The organism is Streptomyces sp. NPDC018045 (genome assembly GCF_044327445.1).
Classification (GTDB): Bacteria; Actinomycetota; Actinomycetes; order Streptomycetales; family Streptomycetaceae; genus Streptomyces.
This window is the reverse complement of the sequence record NZ_JBIRFL010000002.1, coordinates 620,861-640,220: the sequence shown is the minus strand read 5'-3', so window position 1 is coordinate 640,220 and position 19,360 is coordinate 620,861. Positions and strand designations below refer to the sequence as shown.

Genomic DNA, 19,360 nt, shown 5'->3' with positions numbered 1-19,360 from the left:
CGGTCCGGGGCGGCGGGGCACTTTCTCTTCGGAGGTGTCCACGGTCAGTCTCCTCGCGAGGTGTCGGCGCTTCCGTCCCGTACGGCGGCTTCGTCCCGGGCGGCGTTTCCGTACGGTGCGGCGGCTTCGTCCCGGGCGGCGGCTTCATCCCGTGGGGTGCTTCCGTCCCGTGCGGCGTTTCGGGCGCCTCTGGCGGCGCTGCCCGCCATGACGAGGTCGAGCACCCGGTGTTCGTCCAGCGCCGCCGCGCCGTCCTCGTGGACGACCCGGCCCTCGCGCAGCACGAGCACCCGGTCGGCCAGGCCCAGGACTTCGGGGATCTCGCTGGACACCAGCAGCACCGCCACGCCGTCGTCGGCGAGCCGGCGCACCAGCGCGTACAGTTCGGCGCGGGCACCGACGTCCACCCCGCGGGTCGGCTCGTCGAGCAACAGCACCCGGCAGCCGTGCAGCAGCCAGCGGGCCAGTACGGCCTTCTGCTGGTTGCCGCCCGACAGGGTCCGCACCGGCCGGTCCGGGTCGTCGGGCCGCAGCGACAGATCGCGGGCGGCGACGCGGGTGGCCGAACGTTCCGCCGCCCGGTCCAGCCACCCGGCGCGGGCGAAGCGCGGCAGCGAGGAGACCGAGACGTTGCGGTTGACGGACTCCAGGAGCAGCAGTGCCTGGGACTTGCGCTCCTCCGGGGCGAGGCCCAGCCCCGCGCGCACGGCGGCGGGGACGCTGCCGGGACGCAGCGGACGCCCGTCGACGAGGACACGGCCCGCGGTGGGGCGGCGGGCGCCGAAGACGGTCTCCAGGATCTCCGAGCGCCCGGACCCGACGAGCCCGGCGAGCCCGAGGATTTCCCCCGGGTACAGGTCGAAGTCCAGCGGTGCGAACTCGCCCCGGCGGGCGAGCCCTTGAACGGTGAGGACGGGAGCGGGGCGGAGGCCGCGCTCCGTGGGCGCGGGCGTGGAAGCCGGCGCGGGCAGGGGCGCAGGCGCGGGCGCGGGGCCTGTGCCGTGCTCCCCGACGGGAGTGGTGTCCCGCCGGGCAGGGAAAGGGTGCTCGACCGTACGGCCCGTCATCAGGGTGACGATGTCGCGCGGGTCCGTCGTCCGCGCGTCCAGGCCCCGCGCAACCGCGCGGCCGTCCTTGAGAACCGTGACACGGTCCCCGACCCGGCGGATCTCCTCCAGCCGGTGCGAGATGTACACGACCGCGACGCCCGCGCCGGTCAGGTCGGTGACGACACGGAAGAGGTTGCCGACCTCGTCCGGGTCGAGGGCGGCGGACGGCTCGTCCATCACGATCAGCCGGACGTCGTGGGAGAGGGCGCGCGCCATGGAGGCGATCTGCTGCCCGGCGGCGGACAGCGAGCCGGCCGGCGCGCCCGGGTCGATCTCGGGGTGGCCGAGGCGGCCGAGGATTTCGGCGGTCGTGGCCCGCGCCTGGCGGGAGCGGACGAAGCCGGCGGTGGCCGGCTCGTGTCCGAGGAAGACGTTCTCGGACACCGACAGGTTTTCCACCAGGTCGAGTTCCTGGTGGATGGTGGCGATGCCGAGCCGCACGGCGGCGGCCGGTGACTTCGGCGCGACCGGCGCGCCCTGCCAGCGGACCTCCCCCGCGTCGGGCTGGTGGACACCGGCCAGCACCTTGATCAGGGTGGATTTGCCGGCGCCGTTCTGGCCGAGGAGACAGTGCGTCTCACCGGCCGTCACGTCGAGGTCGACGCCGTCCAGGGCCCGTACACCGGGGAAGGACTTGGTGATGCCGTGCATGGTGAGCAGGGGTTCGCCGGGGCCCGGCGGTCCGGACGAGGCCGGCGGTCCGGGGTGGCGCTCTGATGCCATGACGTGCAGCCTCCTCGACGACCTCGGCGGGCGGACCGGACGGTGCGGGCGGTACGGGCGCGCTGCGGTGCGGATGGACGCGTGCGGGACGTACGGCGGTACGGGGGCGGTGCGACGGAACGGGGGCGGTGCGACGGAACGCAGGCGGCGCGACGCAACAGGGGCGGAACGACGGTCACTGGCGTACGGAGTCGCTTCGGTACGGATGTACGGCGTGCTCGGCGCCGCTCGGGCGGTGTGCGGGGGCGGGCGCGTGACGTGGTGCGTGAGGCGGTACGGCAGGTGGTGCTGCGAACGGTGCGTCAGGCGGGTGAGAAGAGGTGGTCGCTGATGAGGCGGGCGGCGCCGGTGACTCCGGCCATCTGGCCCAGCTCCCCCAGCACGATGGGCAGGTTGTTGGTCGCCAGCGGCAGCGACTGGCGGTAGACCTGGGTGCGGATCGCGGCGAGGAGGGTGTGGCCGAGGCCGGTCACACCGCCCCCGATCACCACCAGCCCCGGGTTGAAGAAGCTGACGAGCCCGGCGATGACCTGGCCGGTGCGGGTGCCGCCGGACCGGATCAGGTCCAGCGCGACGGGGTCGCCGGAGGCGGCAGCGGCGGCCACCTCGGGCGCGCCGAGCGACCCGGCCGCCGCCCGCCGCGCCGCCAGCTCCGGTGAGGTGCCCTCGCGCGCCGCGGCCTCCGCGGCGCGGGCGAGGGAGGCGCCGCCGAAGTACGCCTCCAGGCAGCCGCGGTTGCCGCAGGCGCACGGGCGGCCGTCCGGTTCGACCTGGATGTGGCCGATGTCGCCGGCGCTGCCCGTCGTGCCGCGGTAGACCTCACCGTTCACGACGATGCCGCAGCCGATACCCGTACCGATCTTGACGAAGAGGAAGTCCCGCACGGTGCGGGCGACGCCCGCGTGCTGCTCCCCCACCGCCATCAGGTTGACGTCGTTGTCGACCATGACGGGGCAGCCCAGTTCCTGGCTGAGCGCCTCCCGTACGGGAAAGCCGTCCCAGCCCGGCATGATGGGCGGCGCCACCGGCACGCCCTCGGGGAAGCGGACCGGCCCCGGTACGCCGATGCCCGCGCCGTCGAACCCCTCGGCCGCCCCGCTCGCCTTCAGCTTGCCCGCCAGGGCGAGGGCCTGCTCGAAGACGGCGACCGGCCCCTCGCGGACGTCCATGGGCTGGGTCTGGTGGCCCAGCACCTCCAGTTCGGCGTTGGTGACGGCCACGTCGACGGAGGTGGCGCCGATGTCGATGCCCAGGAAGCGCAGCGAGGGGGCGAGCCGGACGTTGTGCGAGCGGCGGCCGCCGCGGGAGGCGGCGAGGCCGTCGGCGACGACCAGCCCGGTCTCCAGCAGCCGGTCCACCTCCACCGCCAGCTTCGAGCGCGAGAGGTCGACCTGGTCGCCGAGCTGGGCGCGGGAGCTGGGGCCGTGGTCGCGGAGCAGGCGGAGGAGCCGCGCCTGGTGCGCGTTGGCCGGCCTCGCCGTCATGCGCCTCACGCCACCCCTCCAGCCGTCGTCGGCCGTACGTGGTCCGGCACCGAGCGATGCCGGAGCTTTCGAGGGGAACGTAGCAGCGCTTGTCCGGGCGGGGAAGAAGTACGGACAGGATCCGTACGGACTTTCTCCTGCGCGAGGACAAAGCCTGCCGCACCCCCTGTACCGCCCCCCCCGCATCCCCGCACCCCCGTGCCGCGTCCCCGGCCGCCGTCCGCTGTCCGCTGTCCGGCGCCCGGCGCCGGTCCGGAGAGAATGGGCCGGTGAACCACCGCTACCGCGTGCTCGGCGCCACGCAGGCGCACCGCCCCGACGGCACCGAGGTGCCCGTGAAGGGGGCCCGGCTGCGTGCCCTGCTGGCGGCGCTCGCGGCGGGCGGCGGGCGGCCGGTACCGGCGCACCACCTGATCGCCCAGGTGTGGGGCGAGGACGCGGAGCCGCCCGTGGACGCCCCCGCGGCGCTCCAGGCCCTGGTCGGCCGGTTGCGCCGGGCCCTCGGCGGGCCGGCGGTCACCTCGTCGCCCGGCGGCTACGGGCTGGCGGCCGGACCGGACGCCATCGACCTCTTCCGCTTCGAACGGCTGGCGGCGGAAGGGACGGCCGCGCTGCGGGCCGGCGACCCCGCGAAAGCGGCCGATCTGCTGGACGAGGCGCTGGCGCTGTGGCGGGGCCCCGCGCTGGCGGATCTGCCGGGACGGGACAGCGACCCGCTCGCCGTGCGGGTCGAGCGGCGGCGCGGCGAGGCCCGCCGTGCCCGGCTGGCGGCCGAGGTGGCGCTGGGCCGGGCGGTGGACGTGCTGGCCGAACTGGCGGCGCTGGCCGCGGCGGAGCCTTTGGACGAGCCGCTGCAGGCTCTGCGCATCCGGGCGCTGTCGGCGGCGGGGCGGCAGGCCGAGGCGTTGCAGGCGTACGAGGACGTACGGGCCGGGCTCGCCGGGCGGCTGGGCGCCGACCCCGGCGCCGAACTGCGCGCCCTCCACGCCCACCTGCTGGCCGGATCCACGGAGCCGGCCACCGCAGCGGCCCCCGCCGCTCCCGCGCCCCCGGGCAACCTGCGCGCCCGCCTCACCTCTTTCGTGGGCCGCGCCGATGAACTGGCCGCCCTCACACGCGAGTTGTCCGCGCGGCGGCTGGTGACGCTGCTGGGGACCGGCGGCGTCGGAAAGACCCGCCTGGCCCTGGAGGCCGCGGACACCTCCGGCGCACCGGGCGAACGGTGGCCCGACGGCGTCTGGGTCGCCGAACTGGCCTCCGTACGGGACGAGGAGAGCGTGCCCGAGGCGGTCCTGAGCACGCTCGGCGGCCGGACGGCACAGGTACGGGCGCCGGGCGCCGGCGGCCCGCGCGCCTCCGGGGGCCTAACGACCCCCTTCGACCGGCTCGTGGAGCGCTGCGGACAGCGGCGGATGCTGCTGGTGCTCGACAACTGTGAGCACGTGCTCGGCGCGGCGGCCGAGCTGGCGCACACCGTACTGACCCGCTGCCCCGGCGTGACCGTGCTGGCCACCAGCCGCGCACCGCTCGCCGTCCCCGGCGAGTCCGTACGGCCCGTCGAGCCGTTGTCGCCCCGGGCCGCGCTCCGGTTGCTGGCCGAGCGGGGCGCCGCCGCGCGCCCCGGATTCCGTACGGAGGACGACCCGGCCGCGTGCGCGGAGATCTGCCGCAGGCTCGACGGGCTGCCGCTCGCCGTCGAGCTGGCGGCGGCCCGGCTGCGGGCGCTGACCCCGCGGCAGATCGCGGAGCGGCTGGACGACCGGTTCCGGCTCCTGAACGGCGGCAGCCGGACGTCCCTGCCCCGGCAGCGGACCCTGCGCGCGGTGGTGGACTGGTCCTGGGACCTGCTCACGGCGGACGAGCGCGCGGTGCTGCGCCGCCTGTCCGTCTTCTCCGGCGGCTGCGAGGCGGCGGAGGCGGAGCGCGTGTGCGCCGCCCCGCACGACGGCACCACCCCCCGCCCGGCCGCCGCCCCGGCCCCGCACGACGGCCCCCGTACCCCCGCCGACGTCCTGGACGCGCTCACCTCCCTCGTCGACAAGTCCCTGGTCACCGCCGCCCCGGAGAGCCCGCGCGGGATGCGGTACCGGCTGCTCGAAACGGTCGCCGAGTACGCCGGGGAGCGGCTGACGGACTCCGGGGAGCGGGCGGCCGTGGAGCGGCGGCACCTGACGGCTTACCGGGAGCTGGCCCGCGCCGGCGAACCCGAGCTGCGCGGGCCGGGGCAGGCACGGTGGCTGGAGCGCTTGGAGACCGAGCACGACAATGTGCGGGCCGCGCTGCGCACGGCGGTCGCCCGGGCCGAGGAGCAGGAGGCACTGTGCCTGGCGCTGTCCATGAGCTGGTTCTGGCAGGTGCGCAACCACCAGGCGGACGCCCGGCACTGGGCCGCCGCCGTCGCGGACCTCGGCCCCGACCCGTTCGCGGATCCCGTGCGGCCCGCCGAGCCGCTGGCGGAGCGGTGCACCGCGGTCCCTCCGCCGTGGTCGGGGGAGCGGCTGCGCGAGGCCCGGCGCGGCGTGCGGCTGCTGGTGCTGGCGGGCGACAGCGACCCGGCCGGGACGTCCGGCCGGGTGCGCCCCGAGGCGGTCGTGGCCGCGTACCGGCCGGGTCTGCCGCAGACGGTGCGGCAGCCGGGCGTCATGTGGTTCTTCGCCCGGCTGATGACCGGCGGCTTCGCGGGACTCGACGAGGCCGTCGACGCCATGGTGCGCCACTGCCGGGAGCTGGGGGACGGCTGGGACCTGGGCCTGGCGCTGCTGCTGCGCACCAAGCTCCTCGACAACCGGCCCGCCGGGCTGGAACAGTCCGCGCGCGACGCGGAGGAAGCGCTGGCGCTCTTCGAGGCCGCCGGGGACCTGTGGGGCATCGCCGAGTCCCTGTCCGCGCGCGGCGGGACGTACGAGCGGCGCGGGCAGTACGCCCGGGCGGACGCGGACTTCGAGCGCGCCATGCAGGCTTCCGTACGGATCGGGGCGCACGCGCAGGTACCGGAGTTCAAAGCGAGGCTGGCGGCCGTACGGCTGGAGAGCACCTATGGGACGGACGAAGGGAAAGGCGGCGTTGCGGCGGCCGGCTCTCCTCTCTCTCCGCGGGTGCGGGAGGCCGAGCGGCTGCTGCTGGAGGCGGTGGCCGAATCCCGGGCGTCCTCCGGCGAGACGCTGAGCACGGCGCGGCTGCTGCTGGCCCGGCACTACGGGCGGACCGGGCGCACCGGTCTCGCCCGGGAGCAGTTGCACGAGGCCCAGCGGGCGTTCACCACCGGTACGCCTGCCCTGTTCACGGGCATGGTGACGGGCCTCCACGGCTGGCTGGACTGCCTCGACGGGGACTTCGCGGGCGCCCGGGAGCACATCCGGCAGGCCGTCCGGCAGCTCGGCGGTCTCGCTCCGCTGGTGGCACCGTACCTGATCACCCACCAGTTCCTCTGTGCGGCCTGGGCGATGGCCCACCTGGGCGCGGCCGGGGAGGGGGCGCGTCTGCTGGGCGCGTACGACCGGCACGCGCCCGGGTCCGAGGGTTTCGGTTTCCAGCCGCTGCCGCCCGCGGCCGAGAACCGGGTTCGGCGGCGGGCCGTGGAGGCGCTGCGGGCGGTGCTGGCGGCCGACTACGAGCAGGCCAGGACCGCGGGCGGCGACCTCTCCGTACGGGAAGCCGCCGCCCTCATCTGACCCCTGCGGACGCCGGCCCACGGGCTACCGCGCGTCGGCCAACCGCTCCCGCGCCTCGGCCAGATCTTCCTCCGTCGGCGCGTCGTCCTGGGACAGGGAACGGCGCCAGTAGCCGGTGAAGTCGATGTCCCGCTTGGCCAGGCCCCGGTCCTCGACCAGGTGCCGGCGCAGCGCGCGCACCGCGCCCGCTTCCCCGGCGAGCCAGGCGAAGACCGATCCGGCGGCGGGGAACCGGGCCGCGCGCACCGCTTCGACGAGCAGCTCGCCGGGCCCGGCGGCGCGCTGATCGCGGTGCAGCCAGCGCACGGTCAGATCCGCGCGGGTGTCGAGGGGCTGCTCGTCCGCCACCTCCGCGACCTCGATGTACGCCACCGCGCGGGCGCCCGCGGGCAGCCACTCGGCCAGGGTGCCGATGGCCGGCAGCGCGGTCTCGTCCCCGGCCAGCAGCGTCCAGTCGGCCGTACCGAGGGGGACGGGCCGGGCGAAGTACGCCGAGGGGCCGAACATGCCGAGGGTGTCGCCCGGTGCCGCGGTGCGCGCCCAGCGGGTCGCCGGGCCGCTCGTCGTGTCCGTACCGTGCAGCACGAAGTCGATGTCGATCGTGTCGTCCCCGGGGTGGTGCGCGCGGACGGTGTAGCTGCGCATCCACGGCCGTTCGTCCTCGGGGATCGCCTGGAACGCCTGGTACCACCGCATGAGGTCGCCGTCGGCGGGCGGCTCCGGGAGGCGCGGGGCGTCCCGCCCCGGCCGGGGGAAGTACAGCTTCACCTGCTGGTCCGGCGCGTCGAGGCGGAATCCGGCGAGGTCCGGGCCGCCGAAGGTGACGCGGACCAGGTGCGGCGAGAGCCGCCGGACCGCGGTGACCTGGAGGTAGCGGACCGGCAGGGAAGCCGTCCGGGGAGTCTGCTGCTGCATCGCGTCTCCTGAGAGCGGGCCACCGGCCGATCGAGGCGGTGGCGCGAGGGACACACAGCGCGCGAAAGCCGAGGCCGTGGGCCCTGGCGCGCTGTGCGGGACAGAGACGACCGTCGCAGCCGCCGCCTACACGCCACCTACAGCTCGCCTGCACGGGCCCGCCCGTACCGTCGGCCCCCGCCGCCACGCCCGCGCTGCCCGCCGCCCGGCCCCGGTCCGTGCGCGAGGGCGGGCCCCGCGGCGGCCGAGCTATCCGGGTGATTCGCCCGCACGGCCGTCACAGCGGACGCTCCACCGTCTATACGTCTGCTGACAGGAAGAGTCCGCGCCGGCCGCGTCCGGTGCCGCCGGCCGCGGGCCGTCCCGCACGAGAACGGATCACCACACCATGCCCCTGCCCACGGACCGCTGCCGTCCGCTGCCCATCGCCTCGGCGGGCGCCCTGGCCCTCGCCGCCCTCCTGGGCGCCGGAGCCGCCCTCGTCGCCTCCCCCGCGACCGCCTCCGGGCCCGCGTACGCCACGCCACAGGCCCCCCTGGACCCGACGGTGCGGGTGGGGTCCGGCACCGCCGACTTCTGCCTCACCCCCGGCGCCACCCGCGCGCTCTCCCGGGCCGGGGTCCACCTCGCCGCGGTCGCCCCGGCGAAGCTCACCGGCCCGGCCGGGCGCCGGTGCGTGTCCGCGCCGATCTCGGGCGGCGCGTTCGACACCCGTTTCACCTCGGGGCACCTGTCCTTCGGGGGCGGCTTCGACTTCGTCCGCAAGGACAAGCGTCATCTGAGGGTCGGCTCCCTGCGGGGCGACCTCGCCACCTCGCGCGTCACCGCGAACGTGGGCGGCTCCAAGGCGCGCCGGACCGACTTCCTGGCGTTCCGCGTGGACCCTAAGCGGGTCGAGGTGGGCGGCGGACAGGTACGGGCCCAGATGGCGTTCACCCTGACCGAGCGTGGCGTCGGTGCCTTCCGCGGCGCCTTCCAGGGGCGCTCGCCGCTCGCCGCGGGCCAGCGGGTGTTCGACGGGGACGGTACGGTCCGGCTCGCCACCCAGGCGGCCGGCGGCGCGTCGCCCGGGACGGGCACCGCGCAGCAGCAGAAGCCCGGCACCGTACGGAAGCAGACGCCCGAGCCCGCGGGGAAGCAGAACTCCGCCGTCCCGCAGAAGCCGGCATCCACCACACCGGCCCGGCAGGCGCCCGGCACCGCGCCTCGGAAACAGGCTCCCGGACAGGCGCCCGGACAGGCGCCCGCCGGCGCGCCCCGCCCGGGGAACGACACGGCCGTCGACCCGGTCAACGACGTCGCGATGGGGCCGCTGCACACGCTGACCACCGACTGAGGCCCGGCCCGCGCGGCGTGGCCGTTCAGTCCCGGGCGCGGTCGTGGTACGTACGCCGGGTGTGCTCGGTGTGAGCCCGCATGATCGCGGACGCCCGTGCCTCGTCCCGGTCGGTGATCGCCGCGATCAGTTTGCGGTGTTCGGCCCAGGACTGCTTGCCGCGCTGCCGGGCGACGGGGGTGTAGTACCAGCGCACCCGTCGTCCGACCTGCGCCGCCAGGCCGGCCAGCACGGCGTTGCCGGCCAGCGCCATCACCTTGGCGTGGAATTCCGCGTTCGTGGCGACCGCGGTCTCCACCGCGTCGTCCCGTACCGCCTGTTCCCCCTTGTCGCACAGCGCTTCCAGCTCGGCGATGCCGGCCGAACCGGCGTGGGCGGCGGCGAGCCGGGCGGCCTCCGCCTCCAGGAGCGTCCGTACGGTGAAGAGCTGGTCGGCCTCCTCCTCGGTGGGCTCGTGCACGAACGCGCCCTGCGCCGGGCGCAGATCGACCCAGCCCTCGGTGTCGAGCCGCTGGAGCGCTTCGCGGACCGGCTGCCGGGAGACGCCGAGGTGGCCCGCCAGCTCGCTCTCGACCAGGTGCTGGCCGGGGCGGAGCGTGCGGGTGGTGATCAGTTCGAGGAGCGCTTCGTAGACACGCTCGCGGAGCGGTCCGGGGCGTTCCAGCTTCGGTACGGCGCCGTGCGGCAGCCCTGTGGACAGCATCGAGAAACCCCTCCGTGGACGCGACCGGGACGGTGTTCGCGCGCGGCGCCCGGGCCCGCGGGCGCCTGATTGGTTATCGTCTACAGTCTACCGGCCCGGCCCGGCCCCGCGCAGGCCACCCGTACAGCCGCCCCGCCGACCACCGCCCGCCGCCACCACGCCCACCGGCAACTCCGGCGAGACCACGACCGCTTGCACAGCCTCGAACCACCGCGGCTCGCCACGGAGCCGCCGAGAGAAGCGGATTGCCGATGCGCGGAGGAACGGTCGCCGTCGTGGGCGGGAGCATCGCCGGATGCGCCGCCGCGGTCGCCGCCCACCGGGGCGGCGCGGCAGAGGTCACGGTGTGCGAGCGGGCCGTCGGCCGCCCGGCGGACCGCGGCGCCGGACCGGCCATGCACAACGCCCGTTACGCGGAACTGGCGTCGGCGGGCTACACGGACGCCGACATACCGTGGCCACAGCTCAGCCGACACCGCTGGTACACCCGCGACGGCTCGCTGCCGCTCGGCCGGGCGGTGGGGGAACTGCCCTTCCCGTTCCGTACGTACAACTGGGGGCCGCTCTGGCACGAGCTGCGCGACCGGATGCCCGCGACCACCGTCTTCCGCTGGGGGCACCCCGGTCCGGTCGGTCCGGTCGGTCGAGACCGCGCCCGACGGCGCCATGGTGCGCCTGGAGGACGGCAGCGCCCACCGCGCCGACGTCGTCATCGGCGCGGACGGCTACCGCTCCGTGGTCCGCGCCGCCGCCTTCCCCGACGTACGGCCCGCGTACGCCGGACACTTCGCCCGGCGCGGCGCGTTCCCCGCCGGCCGGCTGGACGCGCTCAGCCTCGCCCCGGACGACGCGTGGCCGGTCGAGGACTGCGTCTTCGCCGTCTTCCCCGGTGGCCACGCCGTGATCTACCGCATCCCGGACGGCGCCGGCGGGCACCGCGCCAACTGGGTGCTGTACGCCGTCCCGCCACCGGAACTCGACCTCGGGCCGGACACCCCCACCAGCCTGCCGCCCGGCACCGTCGGCGAGGCGCCGCACGCCTGCTTCGCACAGGTCACCGGCGAACTCCTGCCGCCCTACCGGGGCAGTCTGCTGCGGCTGTCGCGGCCGGAGGAGCTGTTCGTGCAGCCGATGTACGACTTCACGGCGCCCCACTACGCAGCAGACCGCCTGCTGCTCACCGGTGACGCGGCCACGGTCGCCCGGCCGCCCCACACCGGCAGCGGCGCGGTGAAGGCCCTCCAGGACGCCACCGCCCTGGAGGCGGCGTGCGCCGCCGCGCGCACCTGGTCCGAGGCGGCCGCCGCGTACGACGCGGCGCGCGGGCCCGTGGGAGCCTCGATGACGGAACTCGGCCGCCGCCTGGGCGAGGCCCTCGTCCTGCGCGGACCGGACTGGCGGACGGTGGGCCAGGCGCGGTTGGACGCCCTGTGGGCCGGCGCGGGCGCAAGCGCCTTCGGCGGGCGCGAACTGCCGGGCGCGCGCGGACCCGACCTCCGCATCACCGGGCGGTGGGGGACGCGTGGCCCGGGGCCCCCGGTTCCGCTCCGCTGCGCACGGCGGGCGGCGGACCCCGTACGGGCAGCCGGACGCGTACCGGACAATGGAACGGCCGAGACCGGCCCGCTGCCACGGGCCGGCGCACCAGGACGGACGGGACTGATCAGACATGGGACGGGTCACCGAGCGACGCCGCGTCATCCGCATCCGCGACGGAGCCGTGAGCACCCGCCCGGACACCCTCGTCGGCGAGGAGCCGCTGGAGATCCGCCTCGGCGGCAAGCCGCTCGCCGTCACGATGCGCACGCCGGGCGACGACTTCGCGCTGGCCGCGGGCTTCCTCGTCAGCGAGGGCGTGCTGGGGAGCGCCGCCGAACTGGCGAACATCGTGTACTGCGCGGGCGCCACCGAGGACGGCTCGAACACGTACAACGTGGTGGACGTACAGCTCGCGCCCGGCGTCCCCGTCCCGGACATCTCGCTGGAGCGCAACGTCTACACCACGTCGTCCTGCGGCCTGTGCGGCAAGGCGAGCCTGGAGGCGGTCCGCACGGCCGCCCGCCGGCCCCTGGACCCGCCCGCCGACGCCGCGGCCCGCATCACGCCCGCGACCCTGTCCGCCCTCCCCGGCCGGCTGCGGGCCGCGCAGCGCGTGTTCGACCGGACCGGCGGGCTGCACGCCGCCGCGCTCTTCGACTGCGACGGTGAACTCCTCGACGTACGGGAGGACGTGGGCCGCCACAACGCCGTCGACAAGGTGGTCGGGCGCGCCCTCCAGGACGGCCGGCTGCCGCTGCGCGACACCGTGCTGATGGTCTCGGGCCGGGCGTCGTTCGAACTCGTCCAGAAGGCGGTCATGGCGGGCATCCCGGCCCTCGCCGCGGTGTCCGCGCCGTCCTCGCTCGCCGTCGACCTGGCCGTCGAGAGCGGCCTGACGCTGGTGGGGTTCCTGCGGGGTACGTCGATGAACGTGTACGCGGGCGAGGAGCGGCTCGCGCTGGACACGGTGGCGGGCCGGGCCTGAGAGCGGGCCACGGGCCGCCAGCGGGCGTCCGGGCCCGTCGTCCGCCCCGCCTCCGGCCGCTGGCCCGGCGTCCTGCGTCCCTGACCGCCTCGGGCGGGATGCGCGGGCAGAGCCGCCCCGGGGCGCCTGTACAGGGACGTCCCGGAACGGACATCCGTACAGAGCCTTCCGGAGCGGACACCCGTACAGATGTGCCCGGCATGCTCCGGACGAGGGAAATCCGGCCGGGTGCGAAGAAGCGCCGCGCGTGGCTTGTGGCGGTGCCGGGGGGCCAGTAGCTTCCTGCGCACCGGAGCACGGACATGGGACATCCCACGTAGGACGTGGAATGTCTACCCCAGACTGTTCTTGTCGTTCTAGTCATTCTTGCCGTTTTTGCCGCTCTTGCCGTTTGCCGTTCCCCGGTCCTCGCCGTTCTCTTCCTCCTCCGACGCCTCGCCGACGCCTCGAAGGGCAGGTCGGATCATGCCGTCCCCGTTCCGCGCACCCGACGCCCGCCGCGGCAGACCCGCCACCGGGACCGGCGGCGCCGCCCGCCGCGGCCCCTGGCGGCGGTGCCGCACGCTGGCCGCGCTCGCCACGGCGGCCGCCGTCCTGGTCCCGGTGGCCACCGCCCGGGCCCGCCCCGCGGCCGCCGGCTCCTCCCCCGCCACCGGCTTCGAGCAGCAGGTCCTGTTCAAGGCGGCCCAGGAACACGGCTACGCGTGCTTCCGCATCCCGGCGGTCGTCCGGTCCACCAGCGGCACCCTGCTGGCCTTCGCCGAGGGCCGGGTGCGTGACTGCGGTGACGCCGGCGACATAGACCTCGTACTGAAACGCTCCACCGACGGCGGCCGTACGTGGGGCCCTCTCCAGGTCGTCAACGAGGGCGGCGGGGACACCCACGGCAACCCGGCCCCCGTCGTCGACCGCGGGACCGGCCGCATCCTGCTCGCGGAGACCTACAACAAGGGCCGCCCCGACGCCGGCAACTGCGACGTGCCCTGTGACCGCACCCCGCACCTCCAGTACAGCGACGACGACGGCGCCACCTGGTCAGCGCCGCGCGACCTGACCGCCGAGCTGCGGCCCGCCGGATGGAACTCCTGGTACGCCACCGGGCCCGTGCACGGCGTCCAGCTCGCCCGGGGCCCGCACGCCGGCCGCCTGGTCTTCACCGTCAACGCCGAGAGCCACGCGGATGGCCGGACCACCGCCAACCACGCGGCGCTGATGCTCAGCGACGACGGCGGTGACTCCTGGCGGGTCGGCGCCGTGGACAGTTATCCGACCGCCGCCGACGGCACGTTCCGGCAGAAGCCGTCCGAGATGAGCCTGCTGGAACGTTCCGACGGCTCGGTGTACGTCAACGGGCGCGAGCAGGACGGCACCGGCCTCGGCCACCGCACGGCAGCCGTCAGCCACGACGGCGGCGAGAGTTTCGCCCGGCCCTTCCGCACGCTGCCCGACCTGTACGCGCCGATGGTGCAGGGCTCGGTGCTGCGGCTGCCGCGCCGGGTCCCCCGCGGGCCGGGCCGTACGCTGTTCGCCGCGCCCGCCGACCCGGACCGCCGCCGCACCATGACCGTCCGCTCCTCCTACGACGAGGGCCGCACCTGGGAGGGTGTGGACCGGGGCGCCCGGGTCACCACCGACTGGTCCGGCTACTCGGACCTGGTGGCCGTCGCGCCCGGCCTGACCGGCCTGCTGTACGAGGGCGGCGCGGCCGACGCTCGCGACGAGATCCGCTTCGCGCGCTTCACCGACGGCTGGCTCGGCCCGCGCCGCACCCCCGACCCGACCACCCCCGACCACGGGCGGCACGCCCGCGCGGCGCTCGTCCTGGGCGGCGCCCGGCCGGTGCCGGGCCGCTTCGGCGGCGCGCTCTCCTTCGACGGCCGGGACGACGCCGTACGGCTGCCCTTCCGCCGCTCGCTGCCCCTCGGCAGCGGCGACTTCACGTGCAGCCTCTGGTTCCGCTACCGCGCCGCCTTCGGTGAGCAGCCCTTCCTGTGGATGGGCGGGGTGGGCGGCCGCAGCCCGCAGGTGGCGCTGCGCGGCGACCCGGCCCGTGGCCGGATCGGCGCCTCGGTCACCGCGCTCGACGGCGCCCGGCCGCCCGCCACCGCCGAGGTCGCCGCCGGCGCCGCGTACAACGACGGGGCGTGGCACCACCTGGCCCTGCGGCGCACCGGCGGCCGGCTGACGCTCACCGTCGACGGCGCCGAGACCCGTACGGTTCCCGACGTGCCCGGTTCGGTGAGCCGGAACTCGGTCTTCGGTGTCCACGCGGGCCAGAAGGTGGACAGCCGTTCTCAGCTCTCCGGCGGCCTGGACGAGGTACGGGTCTACGGGCGCGCGTTGAGCGACGCCGAACTGGACCGCGTACGCCGGGACAACGCGCGCGTCCGGGGCCCCGTCGTACTGCACCTGCCGCTGAACCGTGTGGACGCCGGGAACTGAGGGCGTCCCGGGAGAGCCGCCCCCGGCAGCCCGCCCCGGTCAGCCCCTCGCCGCTCCTCGTCCGTACGCCTTCCGGCCCCCGGGCCGGGTCCGGTCACGACACGCGGGCCACGGTCCCGCTCCGGCGCGGCTGCGGTTCCGGCGCCGCCCCGGTCCCCGGCTCGTCGGGGGCCTGGGCCGCGTACCGCTTCGCCAGGACCGCGCAGACCATGAGCTGCATCTGGTGGAAGAGCATCAGCGGCAGCACGGCCGTCCCGGCCTGGGCGCCGAACAGGACGCTGGCCATGGGCAGTCCGGCGGCCAGGCTCTTCTTCGAGCCCGCGAAGGTGATGGCGATCCGGTCGCCGCGGGCGAAGCCGGCCTTCCCGGAGCCGTAGGACGTGATCGTCAGCATCAGGGCCAGCAGGACGGCCTCGACGGCCAGCAGGCCCAGCAGGCGCCACGGCGAGATCTGGTGCCATATGCCCGCGACCATGCCCGCGCTGAAGGCGCTGTAGACGACGAGGAGTATCGAGCCGCGGTCGACGAGTCCGAGGATCTTCTTGTGGCGGGTGAGGAAGCCGACGGTCCAGCGGCGCAGCAACTGTCCGGCGAGGAACGGTGCCAGGAGCTGGAGGGCGATCGCGACCAGGGAGTCGGCGGAGAACCCGCCGCCGTCGCCGCCCAGGAGGAGCGCCGCCAGCAGCGGGGTCACCACGATCCCGACGAGGCTGGAGAAGGAGCCCGCGCAGATCGCCGCCGCGACGTTGCCGCGCGCCATCGAGGTGAAGGCGATCGACGACTGGACGGTGGAGGGCACCAGGCACAGGAAGAGCAGGCCGGTGTACAGGGGCTGCGTCAGGACGTACGGAACGAGGCCGCGAGCGGCCAGCCCCAGTGCCGGGAAGATGAGGAACGTGCAGGCCAGCACCGTCAGATGCAGCCGCCACCGGCGCATCCCGTCCACCGCGTCCCGCGTGGAGAGGCGGGCGCCGTAGAGGAAGAAGAGCAGCGCGACGGCGACGGTGGACGCGTCGTCGGCGACGGTGGCGGCGGTGCCCCGGGCGGGGAGCAGCATCGCGAGGCCGACGGTGCCGACGAGGGCCAGGATGAATCCGTCCACGGGGAGCCGGGAGGGGATCGTGAGGCGAGGGCGGCGCATGTTCTCTCTTCGCGGGTCGGTGCAGGAGGCGGGTGGACGGTGCCCTCTCCAGCCTGCCTGGCGCGGCGGCCATCGGGAAGCCCTCTTACCGTGGTGACTGTCATCATGTTCCGTGATGGGTGCGGCTAGGCTGGGGCCATGTTCGATCCCGTCCAGTTGCGTACGTTCCTCGCCGTGGCGCAGACGCTCAGCTTCACGCAGGCGGCGCACCGCCTCGGTCTGCGCCAGTCCACCGTGAGCCAGCACGTGCGCAAGCTGGAGGACGCGGCCGGGCGGCGGCTGTTCACCCGGGACACCCACGCCGTGGACCTCACCGAGGACGGCGAGGCGATGCTCGGCTTCGCGCGCACCATCCTGGAGGCCAACGAACGGGCCGCGGGCTTCTTCACGGGCACCCGGCTGCGCGGCCGGCTGCGGTTCGGCGCCTCGGAGGACTTCGTGCTGACCCGGATGCCGGAGGTGCTGGAGGAGTTCCGGCGCGCCCACCCCGAGGTGGACCTGGAGCTGACGGTCGAACTCTCCGGGACGCTGCACGAACTGCTGGCGGCCGGCCGCCTCGACCTGGTCCTGGCCAAGCGCAGCCCCGGCCCGGCGCGCGGCCGGGCGGCGGCCGGGGCGCCCGGCGGCCGGCTCGTCTGGCGCGACCGGCTGGTGTGGGTCGGCACGGACCGGCTGCGGCTGGACGCGCGGCGGCCGGTCCCGCTGGTGGTGTTCCCGCCGCCCGCGGTGACCCGGGCCCGCGCGCTGGAGGCGCTGGAGCGGCAGGGCCGCGACTGGCGCGTCGCCTGTACGAGCGGCAGTCTCAACGGCCTGATCGCGGCGACCCGGGCGGGCCTGGGCGTGATGGCGCACAGCCTCGGCATGATCCCGCCCGGCCTGGTCCGGGTGCCGTCCCGGGCCGGGCTGCCGGACCTCGGCGGGGTGGACTTCGTCCTGCTGTACGGGGAGCGGGACGGCGCGGCCAGGGGCCCGGCGGACGCCCTGGCCGACGCGATACTGGCGGGCGGCGACCGGTTGCAGCTCCCGTAGGAGCACGGCCGCGGCGGGCCGCCGGGGCTCCGGGACGGACGGGCCCGGCCGGTCCCTGATCAGACGCTTTCGGAGAGATTTGGTGCAGATCCGGTCCCGGCACCGTGATCGTCGGGGGTGTACCGCCCCCGACGATGTCCGGGCTTCTCCGGAGTAGCCCGTTTTCACCTCATGACCAGCGACTATGCCACCCGCCCGCCGGGCAGGACGCCCCTCCCGCGCGCCGCGGTGTTGGGGTACGGTCTCGGCCCTGTGAGAAGCACGTCGAGGAGCTGGGTCATTGCGCGAGTTCACCGTCCCACCTTTGGCGACGGCGCCCCGCGTCGGCGGGTTGGCGGACGCTGTATTCGATCATGCCGACTCGGACCCCGGCCGGGCCGCGCTGGCGCGTAAGGACGACGTGGGCCGGTGGCGGGACGTGACCAGCGCACAGTTCCGCGACGAGGTGCTGGCCCTGGCCAAGGGGCTGCTCGCGCAGGGCGTCCGCTTCGGCGACCGGGTGGGCATCATGTCCCGTACCCGTTACGAATGGACCCTGTTCGACTTCGCCCTGTGGTCCGTGGGCGCCCAGTCCGTACCGCTGTACCCCACCTCGTCCGCCGAGCAGGTCTTCTGGATGCTGCACGACGCGGGGGTCACCGCCTGCATGGTGGAGCACGAGGACCACGCGATGACCATCGGCTCGGTCATCGACCGGCTGCCGCAATTGCGCCGCCTGTGGCAGTTGAACGCGGACCCGGTCGCCGAACTGACGGCGGCGGGCGCGCATCTGGAGGACGACGTGGTGCACCGCCACCGGATGGCGGTCACCCCGGACGCGACCGCGACGGTCATCTACACCTCCGGCACCACCGGGCGCCCGAAGGGCTGCGTGATCAGCCACGCGAACTTCATGGCGGAGGCCGACAACGTCGTGCGGCGGTACGAGACCGTCTTCCACTCCAGGCCCGGCGACGAGGCGTCCACCCTGCTGTTCCTGCCGCTCGCCCATGTCTTCGGGCGGATGGTGCAGGTCGCGGCCGTCCGCGGCCGGGTCAAGCTGGGCCACCAGCCCGACCTGTCCGCCGGCGCCCTGCTCCCCGACCTCCAGTCGTACCGGCCCAGCTTCATCCTCGCCGTGCCGTACATCTTCGAGAAGGTCTTCGCGGCGGCCCGGCGCAAGGCCGAGGCGGAGGGCAGGCTCGGCCCGTTCGAGAAGGCCGTCGAGGTGGCGGTCCGCTACGCCGAGGCGCTGGAGCACAAGGCGTTCGGCACCGCGTCCGGGCCCGGCGCCCCGCTGCGCGTGCAGCACCAGCTCTTCGACAAGCTGGTCTACAGCAAGGTGCGGGAGGCGATGGGCGGCCGGGTACGGCACGCCATGTCGGGCGGTTCGGCGATGGCGCGCCGGCTCGGGCTGTTCTTCGCCGGCGCCGGGGTGACCATCTACGAGGGGTACGGCCTGACGGAGTCCACCGCCGCCGCCACCGCCAACCCGCCCGAGCGGACCCGCTTCGGCACGGTCGGCTCCCCCGTCCCCGGCACCACCGTGCACATCGCCGAGGACGGCGAGATCTGGCTGCACGGCGGCCAGATCTTCCAGGGCTACCTGAACAACGCCAGGGCCACCGACGCCGTCCTGCGCGACGGCTGGCTGGCCACCGGAGACCTCGGGGCGCTCGACGAGGACGGCTATCTGACGATCACCGGCCGGAAGAAGGAAATCCTGGTCACCTCCGGCGGCAAGACCCTCTCCCCGGTCGTCCTGGAGGAGCGGGTACGGGCCCACCCCCTCGTCGCCCAGTGCATCGCCGTGGGCAACGACCGCCCGTACGTGGCCGCGCTGGTGACACTGGACCCGGAGGCGGTCGCGCACTGGCTCGCCATGCGCGGCAAGCCGGAGCTGCCGCCGACGGACCTGGTGCACGACCCGGACCTGGAGACCGAGATCCGGCGGGCCGTCGTCGCCGCCAACACGCTGGTCTCGCAGGCCGAGTCGATCCGTACGTTCCGGATACTGGCGCACCAGTTCAGCGAGGAGCACGGCCTGCTGACGCCGTCGCTCAAGCTGAAGCGCAAGGCCATCGAGGCGGCGTACGCGACGGAGGTGGAGGCGCTGTACCGGACGTGAGGCGGTGCCACGGCTGCGCCTGGAGCGTGTCCCGCCCGTACGGTCTCCTCCCTGTACGCCCCTCTCCCTGCGTCCCGCTCCGTGCGCCCGCCCCGGTACGCCCCTCCCCCGTGCGGCGGAGGCGGTTCATCCCGCGGCCGGACGTGCCGCTCCCGGGCCGCCGGAAGGCTCGTACG

The 19,360-nt window shown here is 75.3% G+C and carries 11 protein-coding genes and 1 pseudogene; 7 read left to right on the top strand and 5 right to left on the bottom strand.

Annotated elements, in window-relative coordinates:
- Nucleotides 1–44: 44 nt before the first annotated feature.
- Nucleotides 45–1,832, bottom strand: coding sequence for a sugar ABC transporter ATP-binding protein (locus tag ACH4EB_RS06745; RefSeq protein ID WP_398346244.1), 1,788 nt, complete (start codon nucleotides 1,830–1,832; stop codon nucleotides 45–47).
- A gap of 302 nt (nucleotides 1,833–2,134) precedes the next feature.
- Nucleotides 2,135–3,316, bottom strand: coding sequence for an ROK family protein (locus tag ACH4EB_RS06740; RefSeq protein ID WP_398346243.1), 1,182 nt, complete (start codon nucleotides 3,314–3,316; stop codon nucleotides 2,135–2,137).
- Nucleotides 3,317–3,585: 269 nt separating this feature from the next.
- On the opposite strand from ACH4EB_RS06740, the gene ACH4EB_RS06735 reads away from it, so the two are divergent.
- Nucleotides 3,586–6,987 carry an ATP-binding protein gene (locus ACH4EB_RS06735; RefSeq protein ID WP_398346242.1) on the top strand — a complete coding sequence of 1,134 codons (3,402 nt, stop codon included), beginning with the start codon at nucleotides 3,586–3,588 and terminating at the stop codon, nucleotides 6,985–6,987.
- A gap of 24 nt (nucleotides 6,988–7,011) precedes the next feature.
- Here the strand turns inward: ACH4EB_RS06735 and ACH4EB_RS06730 are convergent, their stop codons facing one another.
- Nucleotides 7,012–7,902, bottom strand: coding sequence for a siderophore-interacting protein (locus tag ACH4EB_RS06730; protein WP_398346241.1), 891 nt, complete (start codon nucleotides 7,900–7,902; stop codon nucleotides 7,012–7,014).
- A gap of 388 nt (nucleotides 7,903–8,290) precedes the next feature.
- On the opposite strand from ACH4EB_RS06730, the gene ACH4EB_RS06725 reads away from it, so the two are divergent.
- Nucleotides 8,291–9,238: a hypothetical protein gene (locus tag ACH4EB_RS06725; RefSeq protein ID WP_398346240.1), complete on the top strand. Its 948-nt coding sequence runs from the start codon at nucleotides 8,291–8,293 to the stop codon at nucleotides 9,236–9,238.
- A gap of 25 nt (nucleotides 9,239–9,263) precedes the next feature.
- On the opposite strand, the gene ACH4EB_RS06720 is transcribed toward ACH4EB_RS06725, so the two are convergent.
- Nucleotides 9,264–9,941 (bottom strand): GntR family transcriptional regulator, encoded by a 678-nt coding sequence (locus ACH4EB_RS06720; protein ID WP_398346239.1) that lies wholly within the window; start codon nucleotides 9,939–9,941, stop codon nucleotides 9,264–9,266.
- 666 nt (nucleotides 9,942–10,607) lie between these two features.
- On the opposite strand from ACH4EB_RS06720, the pseudogene ACH4EB_RS06715 reads away from it, so the two are divergent.
- The 3 genes and pseudogenes from ACH4EB_RS06715 to ACH4EB_RS06705 all read left to right on the top strand — a co-directional run.
- Nucleotides 10,608–11,228 (top strand): annotated as a pseudogene (locus tag ACH4EB_RS06715) (FAD-dependent monooxygenase); the annotation flags it as partial.
- Nucleotides 11,229–11,610: 382 nt separating this feature from the next.
- Nucleotides 11,611–12,465: a formate dehydrogenase accessory sulfurtransferase FdhD gene (gene fdhD, locus ACH4EB_RS06710; RefSeq protein WP_398346238.1), complete on the top strand. Its 855-nt coding sequence runs from the start codon at nucleotides 11,611–11,613 to the stop codon at nucleotides 12,463–12,465.
- A 465-nt stretch (nucleotides 12,466–12,930) separates the two neighbouring features.
- Nucleotides 12,931–14,907, top strand: coding sequence for an exo-alpha-sialidase (locus ACH4EB_RS06705; protein WP_398346237.1), 1,977 nt, complete (start codon nucleotides 12,931–12,933; stop codon nucleotides 14,905–14,907).
- A 94-nt stretch (nucleotides 14,908–15,001) separates the two neighbouring features.
- Here ACH4EB_RS06705 and ACH4EB_RS06700 read toward each other — a convergent pair whose 3' ends face one another.
- Nucleotides 15,002–16,048 carry a bile acid:sodium symporter family protein gene (locus tag ACH4EB_RS06700; protein WP_398346236.1) on the bottom strand — a complete coding sequence of 349 codons (1,047 nt, stop codon included), beginning with the start codon at nucleotides 16,046–16,048 and terminating at the stop codon, nucleotides 15,002–15,004.
- Nucleotides 16,049–16,186: 138 nt separating this feature from the next.
- Here ACH4EB_RS06700 and ACH4EB_RS06695 point away from each other — a divergent pair, with 138 nt between their 5' ends.
- Together ACH4EB_RS06695 and ACH4EB_RS06690 are read left to right on the top strand one after the other, a co-directional pair.
- On the top strand, nucleotides 16,187–17,077 hold the full coding sequence (locus ACH4EB_RS06695) for a LysR family transcriptional regulator (protein ID WP_398346235.1): 891 nt from the start codon (nucleotides 16,187–16,189) through the stop codon (nucleotides 17,075–17,077).
- Nucleotides 17,078–17,381: 304 nt separating this feature from the next.
- Complete coding sequence (locus ACH4EB_RS06690) at nucleotides 17,382–19,184, top strand: AMP-dependent synthetase/ligase (protein WP_398346234.1); 1,803 nt, start codon at nucleotides 17,382–17,384, stop codon at nucleotides 19,182–19,184.
- The last annotated feature ends 176 nt before the right edge of the window (nucleotides 19,185–19,360 follow it).